Source organism: Streptomyces brevispora (assembly GCF_007829885.1).
GTDB lineage: Bacteria > Actinomycetota > Actinomycetes > Streptomycetales > Streptomycetaceae > Streptomyces > Streptomyces brevispora.
Genome location: NZ_VIWW01000001.1, coordinates 2,817,515 through 2,830,464 on the forward strand (window position 1 = coordinate 2,817,515; position 12,950 = coordinate 2,830,464).

At 67.5% G+C, this 12,950-nt stretch carries 13 protein-coding genes and 1 tRNA gene; 7 read left to right on the forward strand and 7 right to left on the reverse strand.

Annotated features, from left to right (window positions below; genetic code table 11):
• Nucleotides 1-41: 41 nt before the first annotated feature.
• Nucleotides 42-989: a Yip1 family protein gene (locus FHX80_RS12960; RefSeq protein ID WP_145764336.1), complete on the forward strand. Its 948-nt coding sequence runs from the start codon at nt 42-44 to the stop codon at nt 987-989.
• Between the two features lie 78 nt (nt 990-1,067).
• Here the strand turns inward: FHX80_RS12960 and FHX80_RS12965 are convergent, their stop codons facing one another.
• Entirely contained in the window at nt 1,068-1,568 is a 501-nt protein-coding gene (locus FHX80_RS12965) for a phosphoribosyltransferase (protein WP_145764337.1), read from the reverse strand.
• A 6-nt stretch (nt 1,569-1,574) separates the two neighbouring features.
• A complete protein-coding gene (gene dcd / locus FHX80_RS12970; protein WP_145764338.1) occupies nt 1,575-2,150 on the reverse strand; it encodes a dCTP deaminase in 576 nt (191 codons plus the stop codon).
• Nucleotides 2,151-2,639: 489 nt separating this feature from the next.
• On the opposite strand from dcd, the gene FHX80_RS12975 reads away from it, so the two are divergent.
• A tRNA-Gly gene (locus FHX80_RS12975) sits at nt 2,640-2,710 on the forward strand.
• A 238-nt stretch (nt 2,711-2,948) separates the two neighbouring features.
• Here the strand turns inward: FHX80_RS12975 and FHX80_RS12980 are convergent.
• Nucleotides 2,949-4,118, reverse strand: a complete 1,170-nt coding sequence (locus tag FHX80_RS12980; RefSeq protein ID WP_145764339.1) for a hypothetical protein — start codon at nt 4,116-4,118, stop codon at nt 2,949-2,951.
• A gap of 494 nt (nt 4,119-4,612) precedes the next feature.
• Here FHX80_RS12980 and FHX80_RS34685 point away from each other — a divergent pair, with 494 nt between their 5' ends.
• Nucleotides 4,613-4,780 carry a hypothetical protein gene (locus FHX80_RS34685; RefSeq protein ID WP_167523522.1) on the forward strand — a complete coding sequence of 56 codons (168 nt, stop codon included), beginning with the start codon at nt 4,613-4,615 and terminating at the stop codon, nt 4,778-4,780.
• 153 nt (nt 4,781-4,933) lie between these two features.
• On the opposite strand, the gene FHX80_RS12985 is transcribed toward FHX80_RS34685, so the two are convergent.
• From FHX80_RS12985 to FHX80_RS12995, 3 genes are all read right to left on the reverse strand, one after another.
• Nucleotides 4,934-6,070, reverse strand: a complete 1,137-nt coding sequence (locus tag FHX80_RS12985; protein ID WP_145764340.1) for a tyrosine-type recombinase/integrase — start codon at nt 6,068-6,070, stop codon at nt 4,934-4,936.
• The gene (locus FHX80_RS12990) at nt 6,070-6,288 is read right to left on the reverse strand and encodes a helix-turn-helix domain-containing protein (protein WP_014046958.1); all 219 of its coding nucleotides are present in this window, start codon (nt 6,286-6,288) and stop codon (nt 6,070-6,072) included. Before FHX80_RS12990 ends, FHX80_RS12985 begins: the two co-directional genes overlap by 1 nt.
• 188 nt (nt 6,289-6,476) lie before the next feature.
• The gene (locus tag FHX80_RS12995; protein WP_030812713.1) at nt 6,477-6,962 is read right to left on the reverse strand and encodes a helix-turn-helix domain-containing protein; all 486 of its coding nucleotides are present in this window, start codon (nt 6,960-6,962) and stop codon (nt 6,477-6,479) included.
• A gap of 308 nt (nt 6,963-7,270) precedes the next feature.
• On the opposite strand from FHX80_RS12995, the gene FHX80_RS13000 reads away from it, so the two are divergent.
• From FHX80_RS13000 to FHX80_RS13015, 4 genes are all read left to right on the forward strand, one after another.
• Nucleotides 7,271-8,497: a DUF3631 domain-containing protein gene (locus FHX80_RS13000; RefSeq protein ID WP_145767266.1), complete on the forward strand. Its 1,227-nt coding sequence runs from the start codon at nt 7,271-7,273 to the stop codon at nt 8,495-8,497.
• A gap of 188 nt (nt 8,498-8,685) precedes the next feature.
• On the forward strand, nt 8,686-9,456 hold the full coding sequence (locus FHX80_RS13005; protein ID WP_145764341.1) for a DUF2637 domain-containing protein: 771 nt from the start codon (nt 8,686-8,688) through the stop codon (nt 9,454-9,456).
• Between the two features lie 223 nt (nt 9,457-9,679).
• Complete coding sequence (mobC, locus tag FHX80_RS13010) at nt 9,680-10,204, forward strand: plasmid mobilization relaxosome protein MobC (RefSeq protein ID WP_145764342.1); 525 nt, start codon at nt 9,680-9,682, stop codon at nt 10,202-10,204.
• Complete coding sequence (locus tag FHX80_RS13015; protein WP_145764343.1) at nt 10,201-11,901, forward strand: relaxase/mobilization nuclease domain-containing protein; 1,701 nt, start codon at nt 10,201-10,203, stop codon at nt 11,899-11,901. The genes mobC and FHX80_RS13015 overlap by 4 nt, the downstream gene beginning before the upstream one ends.
• Before the next feature lie 35 nt (nt 11,902-11,936).
• On the opposite strand, the gene FHX80_RS13020 is transcribed toward FHX80_RS13015, so the two are convergent.
• Nucleotides 11,937-12,779: an NAD(P)-dependent oxidoreductase gene (locus tag FHX80_RS13020; protein WP_145764344.1), complete on the reverse strand. Its 843-nt coding sequence runs from the start codon at nt 12,777-12,779 to the stop codon at nt 11,937-11,939.
• Between the last annotated feature and the right edge of the window lie 171 nt (nt 12,780-12,950).

Consider the following 12,950-nt stretch of genomic DNA (forward strand, 5'->3'; position numbering starts at 1 on the left):
CGCTCCCACCCGACCCGGACGGACCAGGTACGTTCGATTACGTGGCTGGATTCAGGATCGGACGCGGCCGGGACAACCGCACCCCGCAGCAAGCGCAGCAGCAACCGCGGCAGCAGCCGTACGGCAATCAGGCACCACCGCCGTACGGGCAGCAGCCATGGCCGCCGACGGGAGGAAACAACGCCCCGCACCACGGCGGCGCCCCGCACAACGGCGGCTACCACCCGGGCGGCGGTTACCACGGCGCCGGAGCCGACGAGCCGGAGTACTTCGCCGACCCGTACCCCCAGCCCAACCAACCTCACTATCCCCAGCACCCCCAGCAGCCGCACCAGGGCGACCCGTACGCCAACAACCCGGGCCACACCCAGGCCTTCAGCATCAACGAGGACCCCTACGGCGACGGCAACACCTACCGCGCCGGCCAGGCCCCCGCCCAGCCCGCAGGCCCGCGCCTGCACTGGAAGCAGCTGCTGAGCGGCATCGTGACGCGCCCCGGCCCGACGTTCTGGCAGATGCGCGACTACCCCGTCTGGGGCCCGGCGCTCATCGTCACGTTCCTCTACGGCCTGCTGGCACTGTTCGGCTTCGACCAGGCCCGCGACGACGCGATCCACGCCCCGGTCGGCAACGCCATCCCCTACGTCATCATCACGGGCCTCGGTTTCGTGATCGGCGGCCTGGTGCTCGGCGCGGTCACCCACACACTGGCCCGCCAGCTGGGCGGCGACGGCGCCTGGCAGCCGACGGTGGGCCTCTCCATGCTGATCATGTCGATCACGGACGCCCCCCGCCTGATCTTCGCGCTGTTCCTCGGCGGCGAGAACTCCCTGGTCCAGATCCTCGGCTGGGTCACCTGGCTGGCCGCGGCGGCCCTCTTCACCTCCATGGTGAGCAAGTCCCACGACCTGCCGTGGCCGAAGGCGCTGGGTGCGAGTGCGATCCAGCTGATCGCGCTGGTATCGCTCCTCAAACTGGGCACGATCTGACCGCGACCGTCCCGACCTGAGAAGACCCCCGGAGCCATGAGGCCCCGGGGGTCTTCCACGTCCGACGCGGGATCCGGCTCAGGCGTCCAGAACCTGCCCGTTGCGCCGCACGACGGGCTTGTCCACGCTCCAGGGGAAGTTGATCCAGCGATCGGTCTTCTTCCACACGTACTCGCACTTCACGAGCGACTGCGACTTCTCGTAGATGACCGCGGAGCGCACTTCGGCGACATGATCGATACAGAAGTCCCGCACCAGCTTGAGCGTCTTCCCGGTATCGGCGACATCGTCGGCGATCAGGACCTTCTTGCGCGAGAAGTCGACGACGTTGGGCACGGGCGCCAGCATGACCGGCATCTCCAACGTGGTGCCCACCCCGGTGTAGAACTCCACGTTCACCAGGTGGATGTTCTTGCAGTCCAGCGCGTACGCCAGCCCGCCCGCGACAAAGACCCCGCCACGCGCGATGCTCAGCACCACATCCGGCTCGTACCCGTCATCGGCCACGGCCTGCGCCAGCTCCCGCACGGCATGCCCGAACCCGTCGTACGTCAGGTTCTCCCGCGCGTCATCGCTCATCGGGCATCACACCTGCGTCCGATGGAAATTCATGTACGAACGCGACGCGGTCGGACCGCGCTGCCCCTGGTATCGCGACCCGTACCGCTCGGAGCCGTAAGGGAACTCCGACGGAGAACTCAGCCGGAACATGCACAGCTGGCCGATCTTCATCCCCGGCCAGAGCTTGATCGGCAGCGTCGCCAGATTCGACAGTTCGAGGGTCACGTGCCCGGAGAACCCGGGATCGATGAACCCGGCCGTCGAATGCGTCACCAGCCCGAGCCGGCCGAGTGAACTCTTGCCCTCCAGCCGCGACGCAAGATCGTCGGGCAGCGAGATGACCTCGTACGTCGAGGCGAGCACGAACTCACCGGGGTGCAGGATGAACGCCTCGTCCCCGTCCGGCTCGACGGTGCGGGTCAGATCGGCCTGCTCAACAGCCGGATCGATGTGCGGATAACGGTGATTCTCGAACACCCGGAAGTAGCGGTCGAGCCGCACATCGATGCTCGACGGCTGCACCATCGACGTATCGAACGGATCAATACGTACGCGTCCGGCGTCGATCTCGGCCCGGATGTCCTTGTCTGAGAGAAGCACCCACCGAGGATACGCAGAACGCGCGGACCCACCCACATCGGGCCGCCCCGCGCGCCTGTCGCCGTCTTCCCGGAAGCTCTACCGCTCCTCGAACACCACAGGCACGGCATGCCGCAACCTGGCGCAACGAGGACAGCGGAGAAGCCGCCCGGGACCGATCCGCCCGGACCCGAGCTGCTGCATCGGGAACGAGGCGGCAGCGAAAACATGCCCTTCGGCACAGCGGACGACGGTGCGCTCCATGGAGTCCATCAAGTCCCTTCCCCATCAAGCAGTGGACGAGAAAGCCACATTAGGGGATGAACAGGACGCGACTCCACACGGCACTCCGACCACCCACGCTACGCCCCCAACTCCCGCCCCACCCACCCGCATCGCCCTCTCCCCACGACACACATCCATCCCGTCCCACACCTGGGCTCACGCCTCGCGGGGTCTTCGATGGGGTACAGTGTGTGACGATGCGCCGCTGGTCAACCAGTGCGTTACGCGGGTGTAGTTTAATGGTAGAACATGAGCTTCCCAAGCTCAGAGCGCGAGTTCGATTCTCGTCACCCGCTCTTTGATTAAGGCCCTGGTCAGCGACCGGGGCCTTTCTTGTTGTCTAGACCTCTTAGTGGATGACGTGCCCTCCGCGTGCCCCAAGTCGCAGGAACCCGCATCCAGAGGGCATGAGGCAGCCCTCATCCAGCAGCCGAAAGCCGGAGGCGCCCTTCTGGCTCCCACCGTGGCGCGCATCACACCTGCCGCGTTTTGGTGGGCGCCACCTGCGCGCGAAGTGGCAGCACCGACGGGCTCCTACGTTCCTGCCTCATCCTCTTTCCCGGCGCCCTCTTGGGCATCGAACGCGTAGGGATGGACGTACCTGCCTTCGTTGAAGGGGGTGAACCAACTCTTGATGCCCATCGGCGCGATCCCCAGGGATGCAAGCGCCGGTTCCTCATCAATCCCGTCCGCCGCATCGTCGTACAGCCACTCGTGGTCCATGTCCTCATAGACCTGGTCGGCAAATGAGTCGAGCGCTGACGAAGTACCCGAGTCAAGCAACCCGTATAGGTCCAGGGTGCTCTTCGCCTGTTCCAGCAGCAGTCTCAGTACCAGTTCCTCCGCGACACAGCTGAGCTGCTGGAAAGAGCCATGAGTGAAGCGGGTGGTCAGCGTGATCGCTGTGACAAGGAATCGGCGTGTGAAGGAGGCGCTGTACTGCAGCGCGTAGCGGCCCGGAAGCCCTTCGAGGAGCCAGAACGGTCGCTCGCTCTCGGCAACGGTTGTCCGATGCTGAGTGAGGGTCTGCAGGTCCTGGAAGAGTTCATCCACGAGCAGATGAGTGCCGTGTACCAGCGCTCCGGCTGCGAGCCCGGCGTCCTCCGCAGAGACGCCGAAGGCAAAGTCATCCTCCCCGTTGTTCTCTCCGTCTTCGTCGCCGATGACCCCGAACATGTCGGGGCCGAAGGCTCTCAGTTCGCCGGCCATGGAGCTAAGCGTGACGCACATGGCCGCACTCTCGGCAGCCTGATCCGTCTCGGCCCTAGGCTCGGAACCCGGGCCTTGCGCTGGCTGAGTATGACGAGCTCTACGGGTGGCCGGGTCGTCAGGTGGCACATTAGGACCACCCGCCGCGTCGAGGTTCTCCTTCATCGATTCGGGGTGCAATTCAACCTCGTACCGGTCGACGGTCCACTCCGACAACAGCTCCGAACGATCAAGGAGCTCTCCCACAACGGATCCGACAGCGTCCTCGGCAAGCTCCAGCGATGGAGCATCAACGAAGACCTTCAACAAGGCCCCGCCGGGGTACACCGCCACGATCGAGTCGAGGAGATCGACTTCCAGACCGTCGGGTCCTTCGATGGCATCGACCGACGCAAAGCCCTGCTCAAGCAGGGAAACTGCACCCGCACGTTGCAGAGGGTCCATTTCCGGAGCGCCCTCGGGGATCCGGGTATCCACAGTCACGACGTAAGTCACGCATCCAAGAATGGCAGGACAGGGCCACCGCGGTTCCGCGATTGAACAATGTTGAGCACTCTCTGCCAGAACAAGGTCGGTGCTGCGCCGTGAAGGATCAGATCGAGTTCACCACCAGACCTTGGCCCACCTCGATCTCGGCAGATTGACCGCACGGGCCGCTTCCGGCGTGCCACGATGGGTGGGCTCAAGCAAGACGAGCATGAGGTCGGCGGCAGGGGCGGGAATCCCTGTCGAAGGTCTTCGTTCCCCTGGGTCGACGTGCCAGGAGAACGGAAACACTCGAAACCCTCAGCACCGCGGAGATCCGCTCACAACATCTTGGAGGCAGTCGGTAGTTGCGGGTCGGCTCCGCGCGGATCTGAAACGTCGGCAGGTCCTCAGCTATTGGCCACTGTTAACAGGTGGTCGAGCTGAGGCTGACCTGCCCCGGAATCGACCACCGCGAGCTGGATTGGTAGACCCGCATGCCACCGAGCTTCAAGACCCGACTGATGCTTGTCATCATCGCCGTGCTGTTGTCCCTCGTGGTCGCCCTTGCGACAGCGTTTGTCTTCTACGCCGCCAAGGAAAGCCTCCTCGTCGCGTTGACTGCTGGAGGCGGCGCGTTTGTCGCCACGATGACCCTGTGCCTTGGAGTGTTCTCGCTGTTCTCTCAATAGGGCGCGCACCACCAAGCCGCCGAACTGAGATGGGGCGAGCCACCGCAGAGGCCCGCCCCATCTACACCTGGCGCGACGCGAGATCATGGCAGATGCGGTCAGTCGGCTGCCGCACCGCAGGCAATTGGGCCCGTCGTAATGCTCTGTCGCTCGTCATTCCTTGTGCTGAGAGGCTTGCATGCGCTGGGAGCGCACCCGCTCATCCAGCCCCGACGCCACCTCCCGTTGCCGCGCGGCGTCAGAGTGCTGGTAGATCAGCGCAGCCTTCTCCGAAGACTGGCCGGCGCGGACCATCGTGTCCTTGAGCGTGGCGCCCGACTGGGTGGACAGGGTGTGGCCGGTGTGCCGGAGGTCGTAGAAGCGGAAGCCCTCCGGCAGGCCGACCTTGGTCCGAGCCCTGCGCCACTTGCGGCCGAAGGTGGACCGGCGGAAGGGTGCGCCCCTCTCCCCGACGAACAGGAGCCCGTCGGGTTCCTTCTCGGCGTACCAATCGAGGTGACGCTTCACCTCGATGTACAGGAAGGCGGGCAGGAAGACGGTTCGCCTTCCCGCGGCCGACTTGGTGTCGCCTTCGACGCGACGCCCGGTGGTCAGCTCGGGTGCGGCGTCGCGGATCTTGACCGCGAGGGATTCGAGGGTGACGTCGGGCCGCCGAAGGGCGGCCTGCTCCTCCGGGCGCATGGGCCCGTAGGCACCGAAGTAGACCATCAGCCGCCACCTCGGCCCCATGGCGTCGGCGAGCGCGTCGACCTGTTCGACGGTGGCCGTCGGGCGTTCTTTGGCCTTCTCGCTGCCGGCGCCCCTGATCCGGCAGGGGTTGCGGCGGATCAGCTCGTCGTCGGCCGCCGTCTCCATGATGGCCTTGAGAAGGCGGTAGGACTTGGCGACAGTCGTCGCACCGGTAGCCCCCAGCCGCTCGACCCGCCAGGTGCGCACGCCCGGCGGCGTGATGCCATCCAGATTCACCGAGGCGAATGCGGGCAGCAGGTGCAGGCGCAGGAGCCTTCGGTACAGCTCCTCCGTGGTGGCGGAGAGCCCGCGTTCCTCGACCCACTTCATGGCGTACGTCTCGAAGTTGATCGAGCCGGCGTCGGGATCAACCCAGTGCTTGCGCTCGATGTCGGCCTGGATGAGCGTGAGCCAGGTCTGGGCCTCGGTACGCGTCTCGAAGGTCTCCGGGGCGGTGCGACGGCTGCCGTCCGGAGCCCAGTAGCGCGTCTGCCACCGCCCTGACGGGAGCTGACGAACGGTGCCGAACTCGCGCCGCCGCTGCGGCTTACGGACGGCCATCAGGCTGCCTTCCCGAAGCGGGAACGCGCGTCGCCGAGAGTCGGAACGGTGCGCTCCTCGATGTACGCGGCGATGGCGCTCTCAGGGATCCGTACGGGCTTGCCGAGCTTGACGTAGCGGATGCGGCGCTCCTGGATGAGTCGCCGGATGAAGCGCACGCCGGTGCCCAGGCGCTCGGCTGCCTGCTCCACGGTGAGGAGGGTGTCGGTAGTGGTCACCTCCCCCTGCGGTCGCGGGGGCTGAACGGGGGCGTGCGGTATCGCCGAAGGGCGCAAGTGAGTGCTCCGGTTCCGGCCGGCGGATGGGGCGGCAACCCCGCGCCTGGCCTCGTGTCGTTCAGGGATGGGATGGGCAGGACGGCCACAGCAAGGGTTTGCGTTCCCGCTGCGCCAGGTGGAGTGGGCCGCTATGCGTCGGAGGCAGGCCCGTACTCTTCGTTGCTCTTCATCAGTTCGGTGGCGATGGCGTTGGAGACCATCACGTCAGCCTCCTTACGGATGTCCGGGTGGTCGGCAAGATAGGCGTCGAGCTGGTCGCGAGCTTTCCGCGCCTCATGGTTGGCACGGTTGGAGGCTCTGTAGGCGGCAACGACGTTGTCGATCAGCTCCATGGCCCGGCCCATGGTCGCCAGGCTGGGCGGCCCGACGAAGTTGCTGAGCGGGACGCCGAAGATCTCGGCGAAGCCGATGGCCTCATCGAGGTTGATCCGGCGCTTGCGGTTCTCGATGCGCCAGACCGCAGACGGGTTCATGTCGAAGCCGACGTCGTTCATGCGGTCGGACAGCGTGGTGGTGCTCCAGCCGCGTTTCTCGCGCTCCAGTTTGACCCGCACAGCGGCGTTTTCCTCACCGCTGAGGAGCACGCCCTCAGGGTTTCCCTCGTCATCCGGCATCGCCCCCTCCTCCCGTTCGCTGCGTGTACCGCCGGTTGTGCGGCATAGAACAAGATTAGCATCCGTTCTGCGGATCGCATAGCTCTATGCGATCCGCATAGTCCGTGGTACTGTAAAGCACCCCAGCAGACCGCACCGATCCGCTGAGGCATGCCTTCAACCAGCCCCGACATACAAAAAGCCCCCCGGTGACCCAACACCGAGGGGCTCAGAGCGCAAACCTCATGCCGCCCATCCCTGAACGACTGACCTGCGAGGCCGGGATTGCCGTCCCATTGGCCCGCAAGCGGAGGAGCTACATGTCCAGTATGGACGATCCCGCCCAGAGCACGCCATCCCTTCCGGACACCGCCGCCGTATGGCCGCCGGTGGCCATACCCGGCCGCCCCGCCGAACCCGTACCGCCGCCCGCAGAGGAGCCCGAACCTGCTCCGGCGTCCGAGGGCGAGGCGGTGCTCGCGGAGCTGCGGGAGCAGATTCGCCGCTACGTCGTACTGCCGAGCGGGGAGGCTTTCACAGCTGTGACCCTGTGGGTTGCGGCTACGCACTTGCAGACGGCGTGGCAGCACGCTCCGCGACTGGCCGTCGTGGGGCCGGCGAAGCGGTGCGGCAAGTCGCGGCTGCTGGACGTGATCACCGAGAGCGTTCACGATCCGTTGATCACGGTCAACGCGTCGGCCGCCGCGGTGTTCCGGTCGATCACCGCCACACCGCCCACCCTGCTGGTCGACGAGGCCGACACTCTCTTCGGCTCCGCGAAGGTCGCGGAGAAGAACGAGGAGATGCGCGGCCTGCTCAACGCGGGGCACCAGCGCAACCGCCCCACCCTGCGGGTTTCCGGACCCAACCACGAGGTCTCGAGGTTCCCCACGTTCGCCATGGCGGCCCTCGCTGGCATCGGCGACCTGCCGGACACGATCATGGACCGGTCGATCGTGATCCGGATGCGGCGCCGCAGGCCGGGCGAGAAGGTGGCGGAGTTCCGTACTTTCCGTGACACCCCGCCGCTCCACGCGCTACGTGACCGGCTCGTCGCCTGGCTGACTCCCCTGCACGCCGAGGCGATGGAGCTGACACCGGCCATGCCGGTCGAAGACCGGGCGGCCGACACCTGGCAGCCGCTGGTGAGCGTCGCCGATCTCGCCGGCGGAGCATGGCCGGACCTCGCCCGCACCGCCTGCCAGATCATGGCCAAGCACGAAGCCGAGCACGACCAGGACCGCAGCAGCCTGGGCATCCGCCTCCTGGCCGACATCCGCCGCGCCTTCACCACTGAAGGCAACCCGCCGGCACTCCGCACCAGCCGGCTCCTCGACATCCTCAACCAGGACGACGAAATGCCCTGGGCGGAGTACACCACCCACGGACTGACCCCTCGGGGCCTGCAACTCCTGCTCAAGGAGTACGACATCAGCTCGGTCACCCGCCGCTTCCACGGCAACGTTCAGGCCCGAGGCTTCACCCGCCTGCAGTTCGCCGACTCCTGGGCCCGCTACTGCCCCGAGCCCACACCCGAAACGACGACCGGGGCCTGACCCGGCACGACCCGTCACGACCCGTCTCCGCGCAGGTCAGCGCGGTGACGAGTCGCGGTCCGGTGACGAGTCGACTCGTCACTACCGCCGCACTCGTACCAGCCCTGACCAGGCACGCGACGAGTCGTGACGGGTCCCCCGCCCTCAGGGCCACCTCAGCCGCACCCCGCACTCTGGAGCATTTCCCCTTGTCCTCCCCCGCCATCACCGCGGCACCGTCTGCCCCGCTGCCACTGGCCACCGCGATCCGCACGGGCGTGTCGCTGCTGGCCGTGGCCGCCTTCGCACTGTCCTACGACGCGCTGCGTCAGATGGCCGCCGCCAGCCACATCCACCGGGCGCTCACCTATGCCTTCCCGCTCGTCATTGACGGGTTCATCGCCATCGGGATCGGCGCCCTGCTCATCCTGCGGACCGCCCCCCTGTCCGCCCGCCTCTACGTCTCCGCCCTGGTCGGCGTCGCCACCGCCACAAGCATCTGGGCCAACGTCCTGCACGCCGTCCGCCTCAACCAGCAGACCCGCCACACCAACCTCGCCCTCGACGACATCACCGTCGGAGTCATCTCCGCCATCGCCCCGCTCGCCCTGGCCGGAGCCGTCCACTTCTACCTCCTCGTCGCCCGACGCCCCACAGCCACCGACCGCCACAACAGCGGCGACCGCCACGAACCCCGCGCGGAACACACCATCGGTAAGCTCGCGCCACCACACGCCACGGACACGGACACCGATGTGCCGCAGCAGCCCGGTAAGCCGGGAGGCAAGCAGTCGAGCGTTTCCCTGGAGCAGGCCGTGGCCATCGGCCGCACGGCTCCCCTCGGACGAGGCAACAGCGTTTCCCGCCGCAACGTCGAGAAGGCAATCCGGGGCAACGGATTCGGCATGTCACGCGCCCGCCTGGACAAGGTCAAGGACCTGCTGCAGGCCGAACTCGACGTCACCACAAGCGCCGACTGAACCTCGCACCCCACAGCACCCCAGCCCGTTCCTCCCATGAATCAGCACCGGAGGAACGGGCCCTCTCCCTCCACCACCGCTTGCAGGAGCCCTCATGTACAGGCCCGTCCGCGAGCCCTCGTCGGCGCAGCAGCAGACCACCTCCACTCCGGCATCAGGCGGAGCAAGGTATGGCGTTGGACCGTCCACGGGCCGGTCCAACGCAGATGCCTCCGCCCCGGGGGTGGCGGAGGAGCTCGGGCGCCAGGGGGCGCCCGACCGGAACAAGCCTGTCGACACCACCACCCGCACCGTGCTGCCGCAGCGCGCCGCCCAAGCCGCCGCACTGCACCGAGTCGCCCGCCGCCGTCAGCGCAAAGAGACCCAGCGCAAGGAACGCGTGGACGTCCGCTACAGCACCGACGAGAAAACAGCGATCCTCACCGTGGCCCGCTCGCTGAACATCGCCGCCGCCCACTACGTCGGCGCCGTCGTCATGGCCCACATCCACGGAGACCTCACGCTGCCTGGTCAGCGCACCCAGCTCGACGACTACATCGACGAACTCACCGCCCTCCGAGGTGAGGTCTCCAAGATCGGCCACAACATCAACCAGATCGCCAAGAAGCTCAACTCCGGCGACCGTCCACACCCTGGGGACACCGCACTCCTCGACCATGCGGAACGCGTCCTCGACACGGCCGGCACCGCCGTCCGCCACATCGCAGCAGCCACCAATCAGGCCGCCGCCACAAAGGGGCCACGGTGATCGCGAAGATCAGCAGCGGCAAGAGCACAGCCGGCCTCATCCGCTACCTCTACGGCCCCGGTCGGGCCAACGAACACACCGACCCGCACCTCGTCGCCTCCTGGGACGGCTTCGCACCCGACCCCGGCCGCACCGACGACACCGCCGCCACGAAGAAGCTCCTCGTGGCCGACCTCGACCTACGCGTCCAGCAGGCCAGGCGACTCGGCCGGGCCCCGAAGCAGCACGTGTGGCACTGCTCCGTCCGCGCAGCACCCGGCGACCGCATACTCGACGACGCCGAATGGGCGGACATCGCCCGCCGTGTCGTCACAGCAACCGGCATCGCCCCGACAGACGATCCGGACGGCTGCCGTTGGGTCGCCGTCCGGCATGCCAACGACCACATCCACATCGCCGCCACCAAGATCCGAGGCGACCTGCGCACCGCACGACACTGGAACGACTACCTCACCGCCGACCGCGAACTCGCAGCCGTCGAGAAGGAATACGGCCTCTTCCAAGTCGTACGCGGAGACCGCACCGCCGCGAAACGGCCCACCCGCGCCGAGCAGGAGAAGGCCCGCCGCACCGGCCACGACAAGCCCGCCCGCATCCGCCTGCGCACCCTCGTCCGCACAGCAGCGGCTGCCGCCACCACCACCGAGGAGTTCCTCGGCCTACTCACCCGCACCAACGGCGTCCTCGTCGAGGTCCTGCACTTTCCCTCCGGAGAACCACGCGGCTACAAAGTCGCCCTGGAAGACGACACGAACACCGAAGGAGAACCGGTGTGGTTCTCCGGCTCCGAGCTGTCACCAGACCTCTCCCTCCCCAAGGTCCAGAGCCGTCTCGCCGCAGCAGCCATCCCTGCCAGCAATCCCAACGGGCATCTACGGACGCACCCATGGCACCAAGCCACCGCAGCCACAGAACGCATCCCCCACCACCTCGGCCAGCCCGACGCCGAAGCCGCCCAGGCCCACCTGGCCGCCCTCGGCGAAGCACTCGACGCCGTGGCCCTCGCCGCACCGCTGGACATCCGTAGCGAACTCCGAGCGGCAGCCTCTGCCTTCGAACGGGCAACCCGTTCACGTATCCATGCCGAACACCACCACGCCCGCGCGCTGCGCGGGGCTGTGAAGGCCATGCTCCGCGAGCCATCACCCAAGGACGGAGCTCTTTTGGCGATGTTCCTCGATGCCGCGCTCCTGGCCGTCATCGCCGCCTCCCGCTGGCACGACCAGCGACAGCACAACCAGCAGACCGCAGCCGCCCACCAGACTCTGCTCCACCTCCAGGCCGCCTACGACCGAACCTCATCCGGGCACCTGCTCGCCGCCGGCCAGCGTCGACCGCCTCAGAAGGTCGCAGTCCGGTACGCCCAGCTCATCCGCCAGGCCGCCCCCGCACACGCCGACCAAGTCCTCGCCGACCCCGCCGCCGATGCGCTGACCACCGCATTGGCCGCCGCGGAGACCGCAGGCCACGATCCTGGACGCCTGTTGCAGCAGGCAGCGGACGAACGCGCCCTCGACGACGCCCGCTCCCCGGCACGCACACTGGCCTGGCGCGTACAACGGCTCTCGCAGAGGCCCGCTCCAAGCCGGCAAGCTCAGGCGGCACAGGCACGCAGCACCGTCCTACGCCCCGTAGCTCTCCCGCAGCCTGCGGCACCGGCCACACCCACCGCTACCTCTCGGCCTCGCCGGAGGTGATCAGCCCTGGGCAGGCACTCTCAGCGGGAGCAGGGTCAAGCGGTTCTTCCCGAGCGGAGTTGAGAGAGGACCTGCGCGACCGGCAAGTCGTACTGGTCCTTGTCCTGCTCCCAGAACGAAAGGGCCCGAGCCGTAGCCTCAGCCATGTCCGCGGGCAGGTCGGCCGCCCGGAGAGTATCGGCGACCTCTTCCATCTCGGGAGCCCAGCGCCAGGCCCTGGCAGCCACGCTCGGCAGGTACCCCGGATCGGAGAGGATCGCCGAGACCATGATCTCGGCTTCAGCGGTGAGCTGGTCGCCGACTCCATGGGCGTGTGCGAGCGCGTGGGAGACCCCTGCGAGAGTACGAGCGGCCTTCTGGTAACTGGCGAAGGCCATCTTCAGGGCGGAAGCGGAACCGATGGCCTCGCCTGCCCGGCGCACATCCAGTGAGGAGTTCGCGAACAGCGGCTCCACCAGGTCGACGACGGGGCCGGCCCCTGCGAGATAGAGCCGTGCCCTACGCCCTTCACCTGGCGGCGGACCGAAGACGGCGCCGTCGACGACCTCGGAGCCGGGACGGATCTCCTCGGCGATGCGCTGCACGCGTTGCGGGCTGATGGCATTGACATCGACGTACGCCCCAGCGAAGGCGTGCGCAGCCACTGCCGCTGCCACGTCCTCCGCCGCCTGCGGAGGGCAGACCGAGAGAACGACGGTGCTACGGGACAGCGCTTCCGCAAGGGAGTCGCAGGCCATGGCTCCGGCCTCCCTCGCGCGTCGCCACGTGTTCTCGCTGCGGCCCTTGGAAACCCACACCACGTCGTGGCCGCCGGTGACAAGCTCGGCGGTGACCGCCGCGCCCATGGATCCCGGGTGCAAGACGGTCACGACGGTCACTGGCTGCCTCCGGCGAAATGCGACGTGGTGTGTTCCTCATCAACATGATCCACTGCCGTAGAGCAGCGCACCTGGCTCGGACAGGCCGGTCGCCGGTAATGCAAAAGTTCGCCTGCCTCGTGTTGGCCCCTAACGGCAAACCAAGGGACACGGCGTGGCAGCCCTGTCCCG